Raw genomic sequence first — 20821 nt, forward strand, 5'->3', positions numbered from 1 at the left:
GCAGCGCGTGTCAGGCCTGGGGCAGGGTACGGCCGATATTGGCCACCAGATAGTCCACCAGTTGACGAATCTTGGGTGACAAGTGGCGGTGGCGTGGGTAGACCGCCCACACCGCCGTATCGTGGTGCTGGAAGGGTTCCAGCACCGAGATCAGTTCACCATTGGTCAAGTGCGGAGCGACGTAGTAATCCGGCAACTGAGCCAGGCCCAGCCCTTTCAGGGCTGCATCCAGCAGGGCTGGCCCCGAGTTGCCGCTCCAGCATCCCTCCACCTTGACCTCTCGTCGCTGGCCGTTCACTTCGAACAGCCAGTTGGGGCGCGACCCCAGCAGGCAGCGGTGTTGGCTCAGCTCGCCCAGCGTGTGGGGGCGGGGCGCCTGACGAAAATAGGCCTGTGAGCCCACCACGTATTCGCGGCGTTCGCACAGCCGCCGAGCAATCAGGCTGGAGTCTTTCAGCACCCCCATGCGAATGGCGATGTCGAAACCCTCTTCGATCAACTCCACCGGGCGATTGGTGAAGTGCATGTGTACTTCGAGCTGAGGGTGCAGGCGCTGGAAATCATTGACCAGCGGGGCAACGTAGCGCTCGCCGAAGGTCGTTGCCGAGGTCAGTTTCAGTAGCCCATGGGGTTTGGCCTGCAGCTCGCTGATTGCCTGCTCGGCATCACGCAGCCCATCGAACAAATGGCGGCAGTGCTCCACGTACAAGGCCCCGGCATCGGTCAGCCGAATCTGCCGTGTGGTGCGATACAGCAGCTGAACGCCCAGCTGATTCTCCAACTGGCTGACCAGCCGACTGATATGCGAGGTGGACACCTTCAAGTGGCGAGCCGCGGCCGAAAAGGTGCCGAGCCGTACGACTTCCACGAACGCTTCGATACGATCCCAGCGCTGCATGGCGCTCCTCATGTCCATCTGGCGGTGAAGGGTGGCAGCGAATGAGCAACGCGATTGTTGCTCAGTGGCAATAATCTTGTGAGTGTATCCCACTTTATCCCTTTCGCCTAGCTGGCCTACACTGCAAGCACGTTTATCCATCCACTTTATCGAGCGCTGTTGCGCCCAGCCAGTGGAACGTCGCTGCGCAACACCTCGGGGAGATTTGCATGAAATCACGTGCTGCGGTTGCACTCGAAGCGGGCAAGCCGCTCGAACTGGTCGACATCGATGTCGAAGGCCCCAAGGCGGGCGAGGTGCTGGTGAAGATGGCGGCCACCAGCGTCTGCCATACCGATGCCTATACCTTGTCGGGCGCCGACCCGGAAGGCAACTTCCCGGCGGTACTGGGCCACGAAGGTGCGGGTATCGTACAGGAAGTGGGCGAAGGCGTGACCAGCCTGAAGCCAGGCGACCACGTCATTCCGCTATATACCGCTGAGTGCGGCAAGTGCAAATTCTGCCTGTCCGGCAAGACCAACCTGTGTGGCAGCGTGCGCGCTACCCAAGGTAAAGGGGTCATGCCCGATGGCACGTCGCGCTTCTCGCTGGAAGGCAAGATGCTGCACCACTACATGGGCACCTCCACCTTCAGTGAGTACACCGTGCTGCCGGAAGTCTCGCTGGCCGTGGTTTCCAAGGAAGCGCCGCTGGACAAGATCTGCCTGCTGGGCTGCGGTGTCACCACAGGGATTGGTGCCGTGTTGAACACGGCCAAGGTCGAGCCGGGCTCCACCGTTGCCGTGTTTGGCCTCGGGGCGATCGGTCTGGCGGTGATCCAGGGTGCCGTGATGGCCAAGGCCGCCAGGATCATCGCCATTGATGTCAATCCGGACAAGTTCGAGCTGGCCAAGCAGTTCGGGGCGACGGACTTCGTCAACCCGAAAGACTACAGCGACCCGATCCAGCAAGTGATCGTCGACATGACCGACGGTGGCGTGGACTACTCCTTCGAGTGCATCGGCAATGTCAACGTGATGCGTTCCGCCCTCGAGTGCTGCCACAAGGGCTGGGGTGAGTCGATCGTCATTGGCGTGGCGAGTGCCGGTGAAGAGGTCTCCACGCGCCCCTTCCAACTGGTCACCGGCCGGGTATGGAAAGGCTCTGCGTTTGGCGGCGTGAAAGGGCGTAGCGAGCTGCCGGGTTATGTAGACCGTTATATGAACGGCGAGCTGAACATCGACGACTTCATTACCCATGACATGCCCTTCGAGAAGATCAACGAAGCCTTCGATCTGCTCCATGCCGGCAAGAGCATTCGTACCGTTCTGCATTACTGAGTATGATGAAAGCAGCCTGAAAGAACGCGGCCGGGGCGACCCGCCGCGTTTCACTGTTTAAGGAGCCTGCCTATGAGCATGAGTGAAACGTTGGAGCTGGTGTCGGCAAACCGCAGTTTTGGCGGTTGGCACAAGCGCTACCGCCACTACTCCCGAGCCCTGGACTGCGACATGGTCTTTGCGGTGTACCTGCCGCCACAAGCCGAAAACGAGCGGGTGCCCCTGCTGTGGTGGCTGTCGGGGTTGACCTGCAATGACGAAAACTTCATGCAGAAAGCCGGCGCGCACCGCATTGCGGCAGAGCTGGGCGTGGCGATCGTATGTCCGGATACCAGCCCGCGCGGCACGGAGTTGCCCGGCGAGCATGAAAGCTACGATCTGGGGTCTGGCGCAGGTTTCTACGTGAACGCCACCCAGGCGCCCTGGAAGCCTCACTACCGCATGTACGATTATGTGGTCGAAGAGCTGCCGTCCGTGGTGCGTCAGCATTTTCCGGTCAATGGCCGCGAGTCGATCAGCGGGCACTCCATGGGAGGGCATGGTGCATTGATTCTGGCGCTGCGTCATCCGGGGCGCTTCCGTTCGGTATCGGCCTTTGCGCCGATCGTGAACCCGATGAACTGCCCTTGGGGGCAAAAAGCCTTCACCAGCTACCTTGGGGAAGATCAGACCCGCTGGCGCCAGTACGATGCCTGCGAGCTGGTGGCCAATGGCGCTTCCCGGCAACGGTTGTTCATCGATCAAGGAGAAGCCGATCAGTTCCTGGAAGAGCAGCTGATGCCCGAGCGTCTGGAAGCGGTATGCGCCGAGCATGATCACCCGCTAACGCTGCGCCGTCAGCCAGGCTACGATCATAGTTACTTCTTCATCGCCTCGTTCATCGAGGACCATTTGCGCTATCATGCGGAGCACCTCATGAAACGTTAAGGGTACCGAGACATGGTCAATCGCGCGCTGCGCCGAGTTCTTCGTCTGCTTTGGCGTCTTGTTTGGCGTGGCGCGCTGGCCTTTGTGCTGCTCTCGGTGGCGCTGGTGTGGCTGTTTCGCTTCGTGCCGCCGCCGGGTTCCATGGTGATGGTGGAACGCAAGGTACAAAGCTGGGTCCATCGCGAACCCATCACCATCCAGCACCAGTGGCGTAGTTGGGACAATCTCTCGAATAACGCCAAGCTGGCGGTGATTGCCGCCGAGGACCAACGCTTCCCGATTCATCGTGGTTTCGATGTGGTGGAGCTGCGTCGTGCCTGGGAGGCCAGCCGTGATGGCTCGAGGCTGCGGGGAGCCAGTACGCTCAGCCAGCAAACGGCCAAGAACGTTTTCCTATGGAGTGGGCGCAGCTGGCTGCGCAAAGGGCTGGAAGCGTGGTTCACCCTGCTGATCGAAACCTTCTGGAGCAAGCAGCGGATTCTGGAGGTGTACCTGAACGTGGCCGAGTGGGATACCGGGGTGTTTGGGCTGGAAGCTGCCGCCGACCACTACTTTGGTGCTTCCGGAAGTGCCTTGACCGAGCGCCAGGCCAGTTTGCTGGCGGCCATCCTGCCTAGCCCGCGCACTCGCAGCGCATCGCGACCCGACGCCCAGGTCGAGCGCCGCGGCCAGTGGATCCGCCAACAGATGCGTAATCTGGGTGGCACGGCTTACCTCGAACGGCTTTGAACCTTCTTCAATCGTATTGCTCGTCAGCCACGCTGGCCAGCACACCTACCTGTGGCCTGGCGAAATAGTACCCCTGCTGTACCGAAATGCCCAAGTCCAGCAGGCAGCGTGACTCTGCCCGTGTCTCGACCCCTTCGGCCACCAGTTGGGTGCCCAGCGTGCGCGCCAGGGCGACCAGGCTTTTGAGAATGGCCTGCCGCCGTGGATTGCCGTCGCAGCCCATGACCAGCTCTCGGTCTACCTTCAGCGTATCCGGTCGCAAATCGGTCAACAGGTTCAGGTTGGCATAGCCGTTGCCAAAATCATCCAACGACGTGGTGAACCCCATGCGGCGATAGCTATCGATGATGTTGCGCAGGTGTGTTCGGTCGACCACCCGTTCGGTTTCGGTGATTTCGAAGTTCAGCCGCTCGGTGGGCCAGCCCACCCGGCGTGATGTCTCCAGGGTGGATTGAATACAGGCTTCGGGTTCGTAAACGGCATTGGGTAGAAAGTTGATCGAGAGGCGCGCCTCCATCCCCAGCGCACTGGCCAATTCGATGGCTTTGACCCGACACGCCTGGTCAAAGCGATACAGCAGGTCGTCGGTCACCTGCTCAAGAATGGAAAAAGCGGACTCACCGTTGACGCCTCGTACCAACGCCTCGTAATAGATCACTTTACGACGTGCTACGTCCACGATGGGCTGAAAGGCCATGGTAAACGCGAACGGTACCGGTGTGTCGCAGCGGTTGCAGATGCCGTTTACCCTGGCGCAATGAGGTTGTGCTGTCATGTTCTTCCAAGCCCTGGAACGATCAAAATTATTAGGTTATTTGCTGGCGGATTTGACGACCATCACCACCCCGGCGATGGCAATGAGCATGCCGATGAGCCCCATCAGCGGCAGCCGCTCATCAAATAGCCACCACGCCTGTAGCGCGGTCACGGGAGGCACCAGATAAAAGAGGCTTGCCACGCGAGAAGCCTCCCCCTTCTTTATCAAGGCCATCAGTAACAGGATAGCGGCAATTGACAGAATCAGCACGAGCCAGCCCAGGGTCAGCAGGAAGGTTGTGCTCCACATTATGGAGCGGGTCTCGAACAACAGCGCCCCCAGGCCCAGCAGGGTGCCTGCTGCCAGGTACTGAATCACTGCACCCGACAGCAGCGGCATGCTGGTGCAGTAGCGTTTCTGGTACAGCGTGCCCAATGAAATACCCAGCAATGCGGCCAGTACACTGACCAGTGCCCCCATGCCAAAGCCGCTGAACAGCGAACTGCCAAACTCCAGTTTGCTACCCAGTACCAGGCAGATGCCCACCAGCCCCAGCGCCAGGCCTAGCCACTGCCGCGCGCCCAGGCGTTCGCCCAGCAGTGGGCCTGCACAGGCGGCGGTCAACAGCGGCTGCAAGCCCACCAGCAAGGCCGTCAAGCCTGCTGGCATTCCCAGGTAAATTCCATAGAATACGCCGCCAAGATAGGTGGCATGCACGAGCAGGCCCGATATCCCGATATGCATCCATAGCCTTGGTGAACTCGGCCATGGAATGCGCATCAGCAAGGTCAGCGGTACGAGCAGCAGCAGCGTCAACACGAAGCGGATAAACAAAAACGTGAAGGGTTCGGCGTAGGGCAGGCCAAACTTGGCACCAATGAACCCCGTGCTCCATAACAGCACGAAGAGCCCAGGCATGGCGGCCAGCGCGAGCGAATGGCCGTGCATGTTTTGCAAGGCCTTGAAATGGCTAGACATAAAGCTCCTATTGCCAGCGTGTTGTTTATCTGTTGTTGTTACGTTCTGTTCTTCTTGTAACGTGTTTTTACATAAAAGATTGAACCTGTGCCTGAACCACGCGTCACACTGTGCACATTCATAACGCGCCAATGAGGTTTCTTACCATGCAACGTATGACTGCTTTGTTCTCTGCTGCTCTCCTTGCCACTGGCCTGATGGCGGGCACTGCCCACGCCCAGCAAGCCCAAGACCCGGCACAAGATCCGATGGCGACCCAGCAGGCGCCTGCACAGGATTTTTCTGATCAGCAGCTACAGCAGTTCGCCGATGCTTCTCAAGAAATCGCCGTGATCTCTCAGGAGTACACACAGCGTCTGCAGGAAGCAGAAGACGAAGCTGCCCAACAGGAAGTTCGCGCTGAAGCCAATGACCGCATGATCGAAGTGGTCGAAGACAGCGGTCTGGACGTCGACACGTTCAATGCTATCGGTCAATCCATCCAGCAGGATCCGGAAATGATGCAGCGTGTACAGGAAATGGCTAGCCAGTCATAAGCCTGTTGCCACCGCCTCTGGCGGTGGTGAACCATCGAGACCTGCAGGATAGTGCCAGATTTTCCTTAACGTGCGAAGTACCTGCCTGTTCTGTGGTCCAAAAGCCCAGCGCCAACGCGCTGGGCTTTTTTTTGCGTGGTTCACCCAGGCTGAAAGGTTGTCCTCTACCGACGCACACGCCACACTAAATGGCTGATCATTAACCCTTTGAGCCTCTGCAGGAGAGCGTATGGACGTGGAGCTTCTGGAAATCCGCCAGCACATGGGACAGTTCCCGCCATTCGATGGGCTGTCCGATGAGCTACTGGACGCCATTGCCGCCCGGGTGGAGGTGAGTTACTTCAAGACGGGTAGCGACATTCTCGAGCTGGACGCCACCCTCGATGAGCTGTGCTATATCCGCAGTGGGGCAGTAGAAGTGTATCGGCGGCAGGGCGAACTCTACAATCGCCTGGCAGAAGGAGACATCTTCGGTCATTTCAGCCTGCTGCGTAACCACAAGGTGCGCTTTCCTGCCAAGGCCATCGAAGATACGTTGATCTATTTCATACCCAACGACGTTTTCCAGCGGCTCTGTGAGGAAGACGATGAGTTTGCCGACTTCGTGGAGCTGGAGCGGCCTCGGTTGGAGACCGCTGCCGAGCAGCAGAAAAAGTCCAACGACATGATGGTCACGCGCATACGCAAGCTGGTGACACGTTATCCGGTGATGGTGGAGTCCACCACCAGCGTTCAGCAGGCGGCACAGCAGATCAGCGCTGCCCAGGCATCGGCCGTACTGGTGATCGATGAGGGGAGCAATCATCCTCGCTACAGCTTTCAGGACAGCGAAGGCAAGACCTGGCAGATGTGCGGCATTCTCACCGACAGCGATTTCCGCACGCGGGTAGTGGCTGAAGGGCTGGCGCCCTCCACGCCCGTGGGCGATGTGGTATCAGAGCGGTTGATTACCGTCCAGTCGGATGCCACGGTCTACGAGGCCATGCTGGTGATGCTGCGCAGTAACGTGCATCACTTGCCGGTGCTGTATCGCCAGCGCCCGGTAGGTGTGGTGCATCTTTCCGATATCATTCGCTATGAAACCCAAAGCGGGCTTTATCTGGTCAGCAATATCTTCAACCAGTCCAGTGCCCAGGGGTTGGCCAAGCTGTTGCCTGATGTTCGCGCTGCCTTTGCACGCATGGTGCAGGAGGGGGCCAACTCGCAGATGGTGGGCAGCGCGCTATCGACCATCGGGCGCAGTTTTACCCGCCGTTTGCTGGAGTTGGCCGAAGAGTCGCTGGGGCCACCCCCGGTGCCTTACTGCTTCATGGTCAATGGGTCCATGGCGCGTAACGAGCAGAGCATCGTGACGGACCAGGACAATGCGCTGATTCTGTCCGATGATTTCGACCCGGACGAGCACGACGCCTACTTTCAGGCGCTGGCGGCCTTTGTCAGCGATGGCCTGGCCGCCTGTGGCTATACCTACTGCAAAGGCGACGTCATGGCCACCAACCGCCAGTGGCGCCAGCCGCTGAGCGTGTGGAAACGCTATTTTCAGGACTGGATGGCCAACCCCACCCCGGAGAGGTTGCTGCACAGTTCGATCTTTTTCGACCTGGACAGTATCTATGGCGAAGAACACTACGTGGAAGCGCTTCAGGATCTGATTGCCCAGACGGCACCTCAGTCGCCGCTGTTTCTGGCCGCCATGGCGCGTAACGCCTTGAACCGTACGCCCCCGCTGGGCTTTTTCCGCACGTTCGTGATGGAAAAGGATGGCAAGCACAACAACTCCATCAACCTCAAGCGGCGTGGTACGGCGCCCATGGTAGACCTGATTCGTGTGCATGCGCTGGCCTGTGGCTCCAAAGCGCAGAACTCCTTCCAGCGGCTGAACGATATCAGCAAGACCCAGCTGCTGGCCACCGGGGTCAGCGACAAGCTGAGCTATGCGTTGGAGTTTCTATGCATGTCGCGTATTCGTCATCAGGTCATCGACCTGCAGGAGGAGCGCGAGCCGGATAACAACATCGAGCCCGAGAACGTCGAGGACAGCGAGCGGCATACGCTCAAGGATGCGTTTCAGGTGCTCAGCCATGCGCAGAAATTCCTGAAATTCCGCTATCCGATTCCCACGCAACGGCAGGGGCGCTGATATGCACGGTATTCGCCCACGCCAGAAAATCACTCAGGCCGACTGGGCTGGCTACATGGCAGCCCGCGCCCAGCGCGCGCAGGACGAGGCGCTGCAGCGCTTTTTCCGCACTCCCTTGCCAGACCCGGAGACTCCGCTGGCTCAGGTACCCATGGTGGCGCTGGACCTGGAAACCACCGGGTTGGACGAGCGTCGCCACGGTATCGTCAGCGTGGGGGCCGTGCCCTTTACGCTGGGCCGGATACCGCTTGCCCAGCGACGTTACTGGGTGGTGAAGCCTCCGCGTCCGCTGGACGAAGCCTCCATCGCCTACCACCATATAACCCACTCGGAGGTGGCTGACGCCCCTGATCTGGACGAGGTGCTGGATGAGCTGCTGGAGGTGCTGGCGGGCCGAGTGGTGGTGGTCCATTTTCGCAACATCGAGCGCCCTTTTCTGGATGCCGCCGTGAAGGAGCGGCGCGGCGAGGGCGTGCTGTTTCCCATGATCGACACGATGTCGCTGGAGGCCAGGCTGCATCGGCAGACTCTGTGGGCGCGCTTTCGCCGCTGGCTGGGCAGGCCGCCGGTCTCGATTCGGCTCAATGCCAGCCGTGAACGCTATGGCTTGCCGCCCTACCAGGGGCACCACGCCCTGGTGGATGCGTTGGCCACCGCCGAGCTACTGCAGGCACAAATCGCCAACCGCTACTCACCGGATACGCCGCTCAAGGCGCTGTGGTGCTAATGGACTAGCGTGTGGGTAGTGGCAAACACAAAACGGGCAGCCCATGGGCTGCCCGTTTTGCGTAAGGCCAGCAAGAAACGCTGGCCAAGGAGGGATCAAACGGCTTTGGGTTCGCTCATCAGCCCTTTGATGATGGCGTAGCAGGCCACCAGCAGGATGATGGTGAACGGGAAGCCCGTCGATACGGCCATGGTTTGCAGGGCCGTCAGGCCGCCACCCAACAGCAGGGCGATGGCAATGGCACCTTCGATGATCGCCCAGAACACGCGCTGCGGCTTGGGAGCATCCACTTTGCCACCGGCCGTGATGGAGTCGATGACCAGCGAGCCCGAGTCAGACGAGGTCACGAAGAAGATGATGACCAGCAGAATGGCAATGAACGAGGTGATCTGCGACAGCGGCAACTGCTCCAGCATCACGAACAGCTGCAGGTCCACACCGGCGTCACGCACGGCTTCGATACCCTGGCTCACGTACTGGTCGATGGCAGTGCCACCGAACGTGGTCATCCACAGCACCGAGACGATCGAAGGCACCAGCAGCACCGAGATCAGGAATTCACGAACGGTACGGCCACGGGAAACCCGCGCGATGAACATGCCGACGTAGGGTGACCAGGAGATCCACCACGCCCAGTAGAAGGCAGTCCAGCCCTGGCTGAAGTTGGCATCTTCACGGCCAAAGGGGTTGGAGAGGGCCGGTAGATGCACCACATAGTTGATCAGGTTTTCGAAAAAGCCCGTGGCAATCAGTAGGGTGGGGCCTACCGCAATGACGAAGAACAGCAGTGCCGCCGCCATGGCGATGTTGATTTTCGACAGCAGCTGTACGCCTTTGTCGACCCCGGCAATGATGGAGCCGATGGCAATGATGGTGATGCCGATGATCAACAGGATCATGGTGACATCGCTTTCCGGTGCGCCGAACAGGTAGCTCAAGCCAGCAGCGGCCTGGGTAGCACCCAGCCCCAGCGAGGTCGCCAGACCGAACAGCGTGGCAAACACCGCCAGAATATCGATCAGGTGCCCTGGCCAGCCCCATACGCGCTCACCCAGCAGCGGGTAGAACACGGAGCGCATCGACAGCGGCAGACCCTTGTTGAAGGAGAACAGCGCCAGCGACAGCGCGACCACGGCGTAAATGGCCCACGGGTGCAGACCCCAGTGGAAAATGGTCGCGGCCATGCCCAGCGCAGCGGCAGCAGCCGTGTCACCTTCGGCCCCGGCCAGCGGTGCCCAGTCTCCGCCGTCCAGCGAGGTGCCAAAATGGGTCAGCGGCTCGTTGACGCCGAAGAACATCAGCCCGATGCCCATACCCGCCGCAAACAGCATGGAAAACCAGCCGGTGTAGGTGAAGTCAGGCTTGGCATCTGCCCCGCCGATACGAATCTTGCCGAGAGGGGATACGATCAGCCCCAGGCAAAGCAGCACGAAGATATTGGCGGCCAGGATGAAGAACCAGGCCAGGTTGCCGGTTAGAAAACCGAAAATAGAGTCGTAAAGCGGTGCGATGGTGTCCTGTAGCGCCAGAGTTAAGCTCAGTTCTTGTGTATGGAGGGCAGTAGAGAGGGTGGCGTATCCTGTTGATTGATCTCGCCAGATCACAACCAACATAGGACGGATACGCCATGAGCAATTCTACTCTCCAAGCCGTGACGCAGCCAGACACCGGCGCTACTGATCCGTTGCATGAGCTGCTGCGCAAAGGGGCCCGAGACCTGATCGCCAAGGCCGTGGAGGCGGAGTTGAGCACGTTTCTGGAGCAATATGCCGACAAGACGCTGGAAGACGGCCGCCGTGTCGTCGTCCGCAACGGCTACCTGCCGGAGCGCACCGTGCAAACCGGTATCGGCGACGTCGAGATCAAGGTGCCCCGCGTCCGTGACCGCAGTGGCGACGGGGTGACCTTCAGCAGCGCGCTGTTGCCGCCCTACCTGAAGCGGGCCCGCAGCATCGAGGAGCTGATCCCCTGGCTCTACCTGAAGGGAGTCTCTACCGGCGACTACCAGGAGGCCCTGTCGGCCCTGCTGGGTGACCGTGCCAAGGGACTCTCGGCCAACACCGTGTCGCGTCTCAAGAAGCAGTGGGAGGACGAGCATACCGACTGGCAGAAGCGCGACCGCAGACCAGCGTTACGTCTACTGGTGGGCTGACGGCGTGTACAGCAACGTGCGCATGGATGACCGTCTGTGTCTGCTGGTGATCATCGGCGTCACTGAGCAGGGCCGCAAGGAGTTGGTCGTCGTCGAGGATGGGCAGCGTGAGTCAGAGGCCAGCTGGAAAGAGCTGCTCACGGGGCTACGCGAGCGCGGGCTGACGACGGCCCCCAAGCTAGCGGTTGGCGACGGCGCCATGGGCTTCTGGGCGGCGTTGAGCAAGGTCTATCCAGAGACCGAGCACCAGCGCTGCTGGGTCCACAAGACTGCCAACGTATTGAATAAACTGCCGAAATCCGTGCAGCCCAAGGTCAAGGCCGACCTCCATGAGATCTGGATGGCCGAGACCCGCGATGAGGCGCACAAGGCTTTCGATCGCACGGTGAAACGCTTCGAGGCCAAGTACCCCAGAGCCATGGAGTGCCTGGCCAAGGATCGGGAGGAGCTGCTGGCGTTCTATGACTACCCGGCAGAACACTGGGTGCATATCCGCACCACCAACCCGATCGAGTCGACCTTCGCCACGGTCCGCCTGCGGAGCAAGCGCAGCCGGAACTGCGGCTCCAGAGCGACGACCACGGCGATGGTCTTCAAGCTGCTTCAGAGCGCCCAGAAGCGCTGGAAGCGGATCAAGGGTTCAACAAGCTGGAGCTGGTCGTGAACAACGTCCAGTTCAAGGACGGCGAACCCTTGACCGATCAGTCAGACAGGACTGCCGCCTGACCGGCCATACACAGAATTTGAGTGCGCCAGGCAAAGCCTGGACATCCGGGAAACCGAGAAGGTGGAAAGGATGTCGTGAAACCCAGTGGGTGAAAGTCCCACCCGGCCAAGGCTAGCCACCAGCCGGCAGCGAGTGTTGCGTGGTGTCGGGTAACCGCCGCTGCGAAGCGTACACAGCGAGTGGATAGGCCGTGTGATAGAGCCCCGAAATTGTGGTAGTGGCAGTCGCCGACAGTTTTCAAATGCTGGAAGGCAACACGACCCTGCCGTATGGCTTGGCAGGGAAGGGCCGCCGGGGTCGAAGAGCAGGGCATGTCCATACAGGGGTTTCCCAGGAACCTGGGAGGCCCGTCCTTCTCCTCTGAACGACAAAGGTACAGGCATGGGGCTGCCTGCGGCGAAAGCTCCCGGTCCGGTGCTGTCGTGCCTGACGGTACCGGAAGCAAACAACAGGCACTCAGGGGGTACGGCCAGGCGACCATAAGGAGCCAGCCGGATGGAAGGGCGGGAGTCGGAGTCGCTCATAGTACCGAAGAAGGCGGGGAACCTACTCGACGGGACCCGCTGGAGGAAGGGCGGCCAATCATCAGAACTGCACGAGGGCAACATGACAGGTGCACAGGAACCTGAGGTCATGTCCACGAAACAAGTGCGGATAGCAGCGCTGGCAGAGCGCTTCCCGCAGCGTGCCTTCACGTCACTGGCGCATCATATCGACGCCCAGTGGCTGAGGACGGCCTACCTGATGACGCGCCGTGACGGCGCCGTCGGGATCGACGGCCAGACGGCGGACGACTTCGCGCGCGACTTCGAGGCTAACGTCCAGCGTCTGCTGGAAGCGGCCAAGAGCGGTCGCTACCGGGCGCCGCCGGTGCGGCGCGTCAATATTCCCAAGGGAGACGGGCGCTCCACACGGCCGATTGGCATTCCTACCTTCGAAGACAAGGTCCTGCAACGTGCCGTGGTGGCCCTGCTGGAGCCGCTCTATGAGCATGATTTTCACGAGTGCTCGTATGGTTTCCGGCCGGGGCGCTCGGCGCATCAGGCCATCGGAACGGTGAGGAATGGCCTGATGTCGATGGGCGGAGGCTGGGTCATTGATCTGGACATCAAAGCCTTCTTCGACACGATCGACCACCAGCACCTGCGTGCGTTTCTGCAGCAACGAGTGAAGGACGGCGTGATCCTCCGCCTGATCGGCAAGTGGCTCAAGGCCGGGGTATTGGACGCCGGGCAATGGCAGAAGGGCGAGATAGGCAGCCCACAAGGGGGTGTGATTTCCCCCTTGCTGGCGAATGTCTACCTCCACTACGTGCTGGATGAGTGGTTTGAGCAAGACGTCAAACCACGCCTGCGCGGACGGGCATTCTCGGTGCGCTTCGCCGATGATGCCGTGCTCGCCTTCAGCAACGAAGCTGATGCCCGCAAGGTGCTGGAGGTACTGGCCAAGCGCTTTGCGCGCTTCGGCCTTACCCTGCACCCGACCAAGACTCGGCTGGTACGGTTTCGGCCACATCGCGAGCTACGGGCCGAGACCTTCGACTTCCTGGGCTTTACCTATTACTGGGGGAAGTCCCTGCGTGGACGCTGGATCATCAAGCAGAAAACGGCCAAGGACCGGTTCAAGCGAGGCCTGAAGCGAATTTCGCTGTGGTGCCGAGCCAACCGCCACCTGCCCCTGCGTGATCAGCACCGCCAACTCTGTCGAAAGGTTATGGGGCACTATGCGTACTACGGGATAACCCACAACATCGAGTCTCTGCAACGCTTCCAATACAGGGTTCAGACAACCTGGATCAAGTGGCTCAGGAGGCGATCGCAGAGAGGATGGTTCCCGTGGGAGAAGGCAAGGCAACTGTTGCTGACACTCCCGTTACCGCGAGCGAGAATCGTGCACCGAGCGTCCTTCGTGTGAACCTGACGGCTGAGGAGCCGAGTGCGTCAATCGCGCACGCTCGGATCTGTGGGGGGCCGGAACGAGCAATCGTCCGGTCTACCCGACCAATAACTCGTAGCGCCAGCGTGAGGATCACGAACAGCAGTACCACCAGCGCCGAGATGGTAAATACCTTGCCGTGCAGGTCAAGGCTGAACCCCATGGTGCTGGTGGTAATGTTGTCCTGACCGATCACGTAGTCGGTATCGATCAGGTTGGCCGGGCCATCTGGGGCAGGAATGCCCTCCGAGACCGGCTCTTCAGGGGGACGTTTAGCGTCTGGGTTTTCCACAAAAGCCTCTCCATGTTGGACAAAAACTGCCGAAGGTGACGGGACGGACCCTTGGCAGGCGAATGATGCAATTACTAGGGTAGCAAATGTTGATTAATGTTTATCAACGCAACCGCGACGTATCATGAGTGGAAAGCGTCAGTCGGGTAGCGAAAGCTTTTATAATGTGAAAGCGTGATTTTTTATTTTTTTGATTAAAAATTATTATACATGGTCTGTGCCGGTGTGTCACAACGCGACCGGTAGCTGAGCTGAAAAATGCCACATGTGTCATTTTGAACCTGCCAGATGCCAAGTCGACAGCAACAGTTGGTGTTCATTTTTTGTTTTTAAATTACTGTTTTTATTTTATTTTTATTTTTTATCGCGCTTTTGGCGTGCTGTGTGCAGTTTCTTGGTAAGACTCAGGTCAAGCAACATCTAATCAGTAGTGGAGGCAACTCTTATGGATAAGCAGATTCCCCAGACAACCAAGCGTCGTCCTCGTGTATTGGCGCTCTGCATGCTTGCCGCAGCGGTCAGCACGCTGGCATTGGCAGGCTGTGGAAATGGTGAAGATGAGATGCCCCCGGCGCAACAGCCCGAGACCATGGAGCAGGATGCGACTTCAGGCCAAGTGCCCGGTACTACCGAAGGCGACAGCATGATGGGTGAAGAACCCGCTGGCACCATGGCGGATGATCCCATGGCCGCCGATCCAGGCTTGGAAGATGATGCGGCAGCCACCCAAGAGCCTATGCCCGGTGAGGGTGCTGATATGACCGACCCGCAGGAAGAACCCGGTTTCGGTGAAGGCACCGACCCAATGCCCGGCGCTAATGACGAAGTGCCTGCGGATGATGAAGACGACATGACCACGACTCAGTAAGGTTTACCGCTCCCTACGATGGCAGGTCGCCCAGCTGTCTGTTCCCTGCGGCTGCTCCACACGGCCTGTCATCCTTTCGCCCCCGCGCCCGCGGGGGTTTTTTTGCATCCTGGTCAGTAGCCGCTAAAGTTAAACAGGCAGGCGTTAAACAAGCAGGTGTTTGGCCTGCCAAATGAATTCAACGATTTCGCTTTCAATAGGGGCGTTTTCAAAAAGAAATTTTCAAAAGGGAAGGAGCACGACATGAAGTCACCAAAGCACCAGCGTGTATATGCAATGTTGTTCAGTGCGCTCTTGATGACCGGTGTATTGGCGGGGTGTGGCGACAGCTCGCCGCCTAACGGAGAGCCCGAACCGGAAGAGCCAATGAGCACCGGCCCCATGGCCAATGATGGCACCACCCCTGAAGAGACTCCTGGGGAGGGCGTGGATAATTAGGTTCTACGAAGACTGGAGTGAATCAATTGGCCTCCCACAGGGTGATTCAGGCAAGGTGCTTGCTCAGGTTGTGGGAGGGAGCTTCAGCTCGCGATGATTCCAGCACCCAGCTTGATATGGGTGCCTGCTCAGACAGTCGCCCAATAAAATTGGCCTCCCACAGGTGGGCTGGGCCATGGCTTTCACATGGCTATCCACCATAAACAAGGTTCATCGCACTTTGCCGGGAATTGCTTCGCTTCAACGAAACCGCCCCCTGACATGGGGGCGGCTTCGTTATGGGTCACTCGTCGCTGTCTTCCAGGCGACGGTAGAGCGTTCGCCGCGCGATGCCCAGAACTTCCGCCGTACGGCGCTTGTTGCCGCCAGTGGCTTCCAGCACCTTGCGGATGTAGCGTTTCTCCACCTCTTCCAGACTGGGCCAGCGGGCCGGCGCAGGGGCCGGTGCCGATGTGCCGGGCAATACTTCGCCACTCAAGGTCGGCGTGGGGTCGGCGCTGTTTTGCTGATGGGCCTGGTCGCGTAGACGCTCGGGCAGGTCCTGGTGCTTCAACAGGCCCTCCTCACTCAAGGTGACTGCACGCATGATGGCGTTTTCCAGCTCGCGCACGTTGCCAGGGTAGGTGTAGTTGAGCAGGCTGTTGAGTGCTTCGGGCTCGATATGCTCCACCTGCTTGTGCTGAGACTCGGCGTGCTTGTCGATCAGCGCAAAGATCAGGTGTTCCACATCGGTGCCGCGCTCGCGCAGGGGGGGAATACGCAGCGAGAAGGTTTCCAGGCGATAAAACAAGTCGCTGCGGAAGTTCTCCTGCTCGATCTCCTTTTCCAGGTTGCGGTGGGTGGCCGCAATGATGCGCACGTCCACCGGTTCCTCGCGCTCCCCGCCCACCGGGCGAACGGTCTTCTCCTGCAGGGCCCGCAGCAGTTTGGCCTGCAGGTTGATCGGCATTTCACCAATCTCATCCAGGAACAGGCTGCCCCCCTGGGCGCTCTGGAACAGCCCCTTGCGGGCTTCGTTGGCGCCGGTGAAGGCGCCTTTGACATGGCCGAAAAACTCGCTTTCCATCAGGTCGGCGGGAATACTGGCGCAGTTGACGGGCACAAAAGGGGCGTCGTGGCGGCTGCTCTCCTGATGAATGGCCCGCGCCAACAGCTCCTTGCCGGTGCCGCTTTCACCCAGAATGAGAATGGGGGCGTCGCTTTTGGCTAGCCGCGAGGCATCGTGGAACAGCGACTGCATGGCCGGGCTTTTGCCCACGATGCCGTGGAAGTGGCTCAGCTCGGTATCGTGGGACAGTGAGAGGCGCTGGCGCTCCAGCACACGAAACACCGCTTCGCGAATCGCATCCAGATCCAGCGGCTTGGTCAGAAAATCGTCGGCCCCCAGCTTCAGGGCTTCCACGGCCTGGTCGATGGTGCCAAACGCGGTAATCACGATGATACCCAGCTCGCTGCCGCTCTGGCGAAGCTGCTGCAAGAGTTGAATGCCGGTCATGCCCGGCAGCCGTACATCGGTGATCATCATCGCCACCGGGGTATGGCTAAGTAGCGCAATGGCTTCTTCGGCGCTGGCGACGCCGACGGTTTCATAGCCCGCATCGTGAAGCTCCTCTTCCAATAACTCACGTATAGCGGCGTCATCTTCCACCACCAAAAGCGGTAACAGGTGTTCCTGATGGGTCACAAACGTTGTCCTCAAGCGGATGCGGTGTCACAAAGGGGCAGCGTGATCTCGAAGCCAGCACCGCCCAGGGTGCTGTCAAAAACGCCAATCGTCCCGCCGTGGTCGTTGATAATGCGGTGTACCATGGATAGCCCCAGGCCACTGCCTTGCCCCACCGGCTTGGTGGTGAAAAAGGGGTCGAATACCTGATGGTGATGGGAGGGCGGTATGCCTGGCCCGTTATCCTCTACCCATAGCGTCAGCTCGTCCTCATGGGCCTTCGCGCGGACACGAATATGGTTCACGTCGGGCGCTTGCGCTGCATTGCGAAACAGGTTGGTCAGTACCTGGATGATCTGCTGGCCATTGACCAGTAAATGGGGGGGCGGTGCAGGAAGATCAATATCCAGGCGAATATTTCTTGGCTCCAGCTCTTCCTCGACCAGCTCGCTGGCACTCAGGATAAGCTGGTCGAGCGCCTGATTTCCTTTCTCTACGTTATGTTGTCGGCCCAATTCCATCAATTGGCGCACGATTTCGACGATACGCTCCACTTCGCCGCGTATTCTGCCCAGCCGGGCGCGCTCATCCTCGCCGATGGTGTCCCGGCGTGCCAGGCGCTGGGCCTGGCCGTTGATGACGGTGAGCGGGGCACCGATTTCATGGGCGACCCCTGCTGCCAGTACGCCCAGCTCGGCCAGCTTCTTGGATTTGCGCAGGCGTTTTTCCAGCTCGATCTCGCGGCGCTGACGATCCTCGATATCGCGGTCCTTCTCGGCCATGGCGTCTAGCATGCCGTTCAGGCCTGAGGCCAGCCGACAGTATTCGGTAGGGCCATCCGCGGTGGCCCGTTGGCTGCGGTCGCCGTCCTCTACCAGCAGCATGACGTGCAGCAGCCGGTTCAGGGGGCGCTCGATGTAACGCCGGAAGCCCCACCAGATGCTGAACACGATGCCCGCCGCACCGATGACGAAGACCAGCACGGCCACGATGCTGATGAAGCCGGTATAGTTTTCGATGCCGGTATTCAGGCGGTTGACCTGCAACACGCCCTGCACGCTGCCATCCTGGGTACGCAGCGGGATCAGTGCCGAGTAGTAGGTCCAGCCCTCCTGCTGGCGATAGTTGCTGTAGAGGTCGTCCCGCTCGATCACCTGGCGGATCTCTTCAGGGGTGAACAGGTCCTTGCCGAGCCCCAGACCGTAGACCTCGCGCCCATGGGTGTCGAACACGTAGGCACCGTAGATACGGTGAAACGAAAAGGCCGACTGCAAAGCCTCTTCCAGCGGGGTAGCGCTATCGCGGGCCACGGCATAGCTCAGTGAGGTACCCAGCGCCCGGGTGATGATTTCCACCTCGGTTTGCAGCTTGGAGCGTACGTTATCCTCCAGCGACTTGATGGCCACCAGGCTGAATACCACCAGCACGATGAAAAGCGGCACAATCACCGTGAGAATGATCAAGTTACGTAAGCGCATCGTCTATCCGTGGTGGTCAGTGATTAGAAGTATCAACGCGGGCTGGGGGTCAGCCGATAGAGGCTGCCCTGGGCACCGTCGGAGAGCAGGTAGATGGCATCGTCGGGCCCCTGGCGCACATCGCGAATGCGACCCACTTCGCCATCCAGAATCCGTTCTTGCTGGCGGACCTGGCCCTCTTCGAGGGTCAGCAGCAACAGCTGCTCGCTGGCCAGCCCGCCCGCCAGCAGGCTGCCCTGCCAAGGGCCAAAGGCATCGCTGGTGACTTCCGCCAGGCCCGAGGGGGCAAAACGCCCTTCGAACAGGTGTACCGGGTCTTCCATGCCTGGTTTGGACTCCACGCCAATCGGTTCATTGGTGGCGTAGTCATTGCCCAGACTCACCTCAGGCCAGCCATAGTTGTTGCCCGGCTGGAGCAGGTTCAGCTCGTCACCGGTCCGCGGCCCGTGCTCGGTGGCCCAGGCTTCACCGTTGCTGAGCACGGTCATGCCCTGAATGTTGCGGTTGCCTTGGGTATAGATTTCGTCCAGTGTCGCGTCGTCATCGACGAACGGGTTGTCCTCGGGGGCCGAGCCGGTGGCGGTCAGGCGCAGGGTGGTGCCTGCGTGGTCGTCGCTGGCCTGGGCGCGGGGCGGCTCATTGCCACGGTCGCCAATGCTCATCAGCAGCGTGCCATCCGGCAGCCAGGCGATCCGTGAACCGTAGTGCCTGCCGGGGGCGGAGGCGCGGTCCTGCTCGAATAGATGCTCCACCTCGCCCAGTGCGTCTTCCTGCCACTTCACTCGGGAAAGCGCGGCACGGCTCTGGCTGCCTTCCGGTTTGCTCCAGGTGAAATAGATCCAGTCATGTTCGCCGTCCCCAAACGCTGGGTGCAGCACCACATCCAGCAGGCCGCCTTGCCCATGGTGGTTCACCTCGGGCATGCCCTCCAGCACGCGTGACTCTCCGCTATTGGGGTCGACCAGGTTGAGCTGGCCGTTACGCTCGCTGACCAGGTAGCGCCCATCGGGCAGAAACGCCACCGCCCAGGGGTGTTCGAAACCGCTGGCTACCCTCTCGATGGATACCGGAAAGTGTTCGGTTTCAAGCCCTTGGTGCACGATTTCGGCCTGCGCGACGCTAGTCAACAGCAGCCCACTCGCGGCGATCGCGAGCCAGCCAGCAGGGCGTCCCTTGGCTGGCGTGGAGGCAGTAAGCGGGAAGACGTTCAACACAGCGGGCTGACGTTCGGACATGGTCGATTCTCCGGTCACGTTGGCTAGGTGGGTCGGTTCAGTCTAGCAGTGACTGCGACATGGGGGTGGGGTTCCCCATCCTACATCAGTAGTGCCAGCAGCAGCGGCAGGTAGATCAACGCCAGCAGCGTAGAGCAAAAGACCAGGCTGGCCACATAAGCGGGCTCGCGCTGGGCGCGCTGGGCAAACAGGTAATTGAACACGGCCACCGGCATGCACATCTGCACCACGAGAATGCTTTGGGCCAGCGGTGGCAGCCCCAGCCAGGCGGCGATGAACCAGGCCGTTACGGCGGCCAGCGGGATGCGGATGAGGCTGAAACCCACGCCGGAGCGCAGGCTCTTGACCTGGATGCTGGCCAGTGAAACCCCTAGGGTAATCAGCATCAGCGGCACCGTGAAGCCCGACATCAGGTCGACGGTATTGGCCAGCCAAGGAGGCAGAGGGGTATCGGTGAGCAGCAGCGCCATGGCGATGACGATGGCATACACGGTCGGTGTCTTGACCAGCGTCTTGAGCGGATTGCCCTTGGCATCCAGTACTGCCCCCAGGGTGAACTGAAACAGCGAGACGGTCACCATGACCGTGATGCCGTAGGCAAACCCGGCGCTACCGAAGGCATACAGCACCACCGGCAGCCCCATGTTGCCCGTATTGGGGTACATCATGGGGGCGATGACCACCCGCCAGTGGTGGCCCAGCAGCCTGGCCACCAGAAAGCTGGCGGCCCCCATGGTCAGGATGACCAGCGCAGTGGCCAGCATGACATGGCCAAAGGTCCCCGCATCGATATTGGCCCCGGACAGCGATGCGAGTACCAGCGCCGGGGTGCCGATGTTGAAGACCAGACGCGTAATGAAATCGACGGGGTAGGGGTGCCCAAGGCGTACCCAGGCATAGCCAAGTCCGGCGCCTGCCAGTACAGGGGCCATGACGGCGAACAGTTCGGCGAGCATCAACGTTCCTTGACGGGGTTTAGCGCTCTATTGTCGGTAATAATGCACCCCTCAGGCAAGCAGGGT

17 protein-coding genes and 2 pseudogenes are annotated in these 20821 nt (G+C 60.2%); 10 read left to right on the forward strand and 9 right to left on the reverse strand.

The window, feature by feature from the left end:
• Positions 1–10: 10 nt before the first annotated feature.
• Positions 11–898 (reverse strand): LysR family transcriptional regulator, encoded by an 888-nt coding sequence (locus tag KVY02_RS04160; RefSeq protein WP_081192448.1) that lies wholly within the window; start codon positions 896–898, stop codon positions 11–13.
• A 209-nt stretch (positions 899–1107) separates the two neighbouring features.
• On the opposite strand from KVY02_RS04160, the gene KVY02_RS04165 reads away from it, so the two are divergent.
• The 3 genes from KVY02_RS04165 (at position 1108) to mtgA (ending at position 3873) form a co-directional block, all read left to right on the forward strand.
• Complete coding sequence (locus KVY02_RS04165) at positions 1108–2217, forward strand: S-(hydroxymethyl)glutathione dehydrogenase/class III alcohol dehydrogenase (protein ID WP_016916325.1); 1110 nt, start codon at positions 1108–1110, stop codon at positions 2215–2217.
• Positions 2218–2289: 72 nt separating this feature from the next.
• Entirely contained in the window at positions 2290–3144 is an 855-nt protein-coding gene (gene fghA / locus KVY02_RS04170; protein WP_016916326.1) for an S-formylglutathione hydrolase, read from the forward strand.
• A 12-nt stretch (positions 3145–3156) separates the two neighbouring features.
• Positions 3157–3873, forward strand: a complete 717-nt coding sequence (gene mtgA, locus KVY02_RS04175; protein ID WP_016916327.1) for a monofunctional biosynthetic peptidoglycan transglycosylase — start codon at positions 3157–3159, stop codon at positions 3871–3873.
• Positions 3874–3880: 7 nt separating this feature from the next.
• Here mtgA and KVY02_RS04180 read toward each other — a convergent pair whose 3' ends face one another.
• On the reverse strand, positions 3881–4570 hold the full coding sequence (locus tag KVY02_RS04180; RefSeq protein ID WP_081192442.1) for an EAL domain-containing protein: 690 nt from the start codon (positions 4568–4570) through the stop codon (positions 3881–3883).
• Positions 4571–4684: 114 nt separating this feature from the next.
• On the reverse strand, positions 4685–5608 hold the full coding sequence (locus tag KVY02_RS04185) for a DMT family transporter (protein ID WP_218314490.1): 924 nt from the start codon (positions 5606–5608) through the stop codon (positions 4685–4687).
• A 146-nt stretch (positions 5609–5754) separates the two neighbouring features.
• Between KVY02_RS04185 and KVY02_RS04190 the strand changes: the two genes are divergently transcribed.
• The 3 genes from KVY02_RS04190 (at position 5755) to KVY02_RS04200 (ending at position 9011) form a co-directional block, all read left to right on the forward strand.
• The gene (locus KVY02_RS04190) at positions 5755–6144 is read left to right on the forward strand and encodes a DUF4168 domain-containing protein (protein WP_039175645.1); all 390 of its coding nucleotides are present in this window, start codon (positions 5755–5757) and stop codon (positions 6142–6144) included.
• A 229-nt stretch (positions 6145–6373) separates the two neighbouring features.
• Complete coding sequence (locus KVY02_RS04195) at positions 6374–8284, forward strand: DUF294 nucleotidyltransferase-like domain-containing protein (protein WP_218314491.1); 1911 nt, start codon at positions 6374–6376, stop codon at positions 8282–8284.
• Position 8285: 1 nt separating this feature from the next.
• Positions 8286–9011 carry a 3'-5' exonuclease gene (locus KVY02_RS04200; protein WP_081192434.1) on the forward strand — a complete coding sequence of 242 codons (726 nt, stop codon included), beginning with the start codon at positions 8286–8288 and terminating at the stop codon, positions 9009–9011.
• Between the two features lie 95 nt (positions 9012–9106).
• Here KVY02_RS04200 and KVY02_RS04205 read toward each other — a convergent pair whose 3' ends face one another.
• Positions 9107–10624 (reverse strand): BCCT family transporter, encoded by a 1518-nt coding sequence (locus KVY02_RS04205; protein ID WP_256357560.1) that lies wholly within the window; start codon positions 10622–10624, stop codon positions 9107–9109.
• Between the two features lie 14 nt (positions 10625–10638).
• On the opposite strand from KVY02_RS04205, the pseudogene KVY02_RS04210 reads away from it, so the two are divergent.
• A pseudogene (locus KVY02_RS04210) lies at positions 10639–11889 on the forward strand (IS256 family transposase).
• A gap of 634 nt (positions 11890–12523) precedes the next feature.
• Positions 12524–13804 (forward strand): group II intron reverse transcriptase/maturase, encoded by a 1281-nt coding sequence (gene ltrA / locus KVY02_RS04215; RefSeq protein ID WP_023006382.1) that lies wholly within the window; start codon positions 12524–12526, stop codon positions 13802–13804.
• Positions 13805–13898: 94 nt separating this feature from the next.
• Here the strand turns inward: ltrA and KVY02_RS18255 are convergent.
• Positions 13899–14117 (reverse strand): annotated as a pseudogene (locus KVY02_RS18255) (BCCT family transporter); the annotation flags it as partial.
• Positions 14118–14562: 445 nt separating this feature from the next.
• On the opposite strand from KVY02_RS18255, the gene KVY02_RS04220 reads away from it, so the two are divergent.
• Positions 14563–14985 carry a hypothetical protein gene (locus tag KVY02_RS04220; protein WP_100731053.1) on the forward strand — a complete coding sequence of 141 codons (423 nt, stop codon included), beginning with the start codon at positions 14563–14565 and terminating at the stop codon, positions 14983–14985.
• A 243-nt stretch (positions 14986–15228) separates the two neighbouring features.
• Entirely contained in the window at positions 15229–15423 is a 195-nt protein-coding gene (locus tag KVY02_RS04225; RefSeq protein ID WP_081136101.1) for a hypothetical protein, read from the forward strand.
• A 283-nt stretch (positions 15424–15706) separates the two neighbouring features.
• Here the strand turns inward: KVY02_RS04225 and KVY02_RS04230 are convergent, their stop codons facing one another.
• The 4 genes from KVY02_RS04230 to KVY02_RS04245 form a co-directional block, all read right to left on the reverse strand.
• Complete coding sequence (locus KVY02_RS04230; RefSeq protein WP_100731054.1) at positions 15707–17107, reverse strand: sigma-54-dependent transcriptional regulator; 1401 nt, start codon at positions 17105–17107, stop codon at positions 15707–15709.
• Between the two features lie 11 nt (positions 17108–17118).
• On the reverse strand, positions 17119–18564 hold the full coding sequence (locus tag KVY02_RS04235; protein ID WP_218314493.1) for a sensor histidine kinase: 1446 nt from the start codon (positions 18562–18564) through the stop codon (positions 17119–17121).
• 32 nt (positions 18565–18596) lie between these two features.
• A complete protein-coding gene (locus KVY02_RS04240; RefSeq protein WP_218314495.1) occupies positions 18597–19799 on the reverse strand; it encodes a PQQ-dependent sugar dehydrogenase in 1203 nt (400 codons plus the stop codon).
• 80 nt (positions 19800–19879) lie between these two features.
• Complete coding sequence (locus tag KVY02_RS04245) at positions 19880–20755, reverse strand: AEC family transporter (RefSeq protein WP_218314497.1); 876 nt, start codon at positions 20753–20755, stop codon at positions 19880–19882.
• Positions 20756–20821: the final 66 nt, after the last annotated feature.

The sequence above is a fragment of the Halomonas sp. 18071143 genome (genome assembly GCF_019211725.1).
Taxonomy (GTDB): Bacteria; Pseudomonadota; Gammaproteobacteria; order Pseudomonadales; family Halomonadaceae; genus Vreelandella; species Vreelandella stevensii.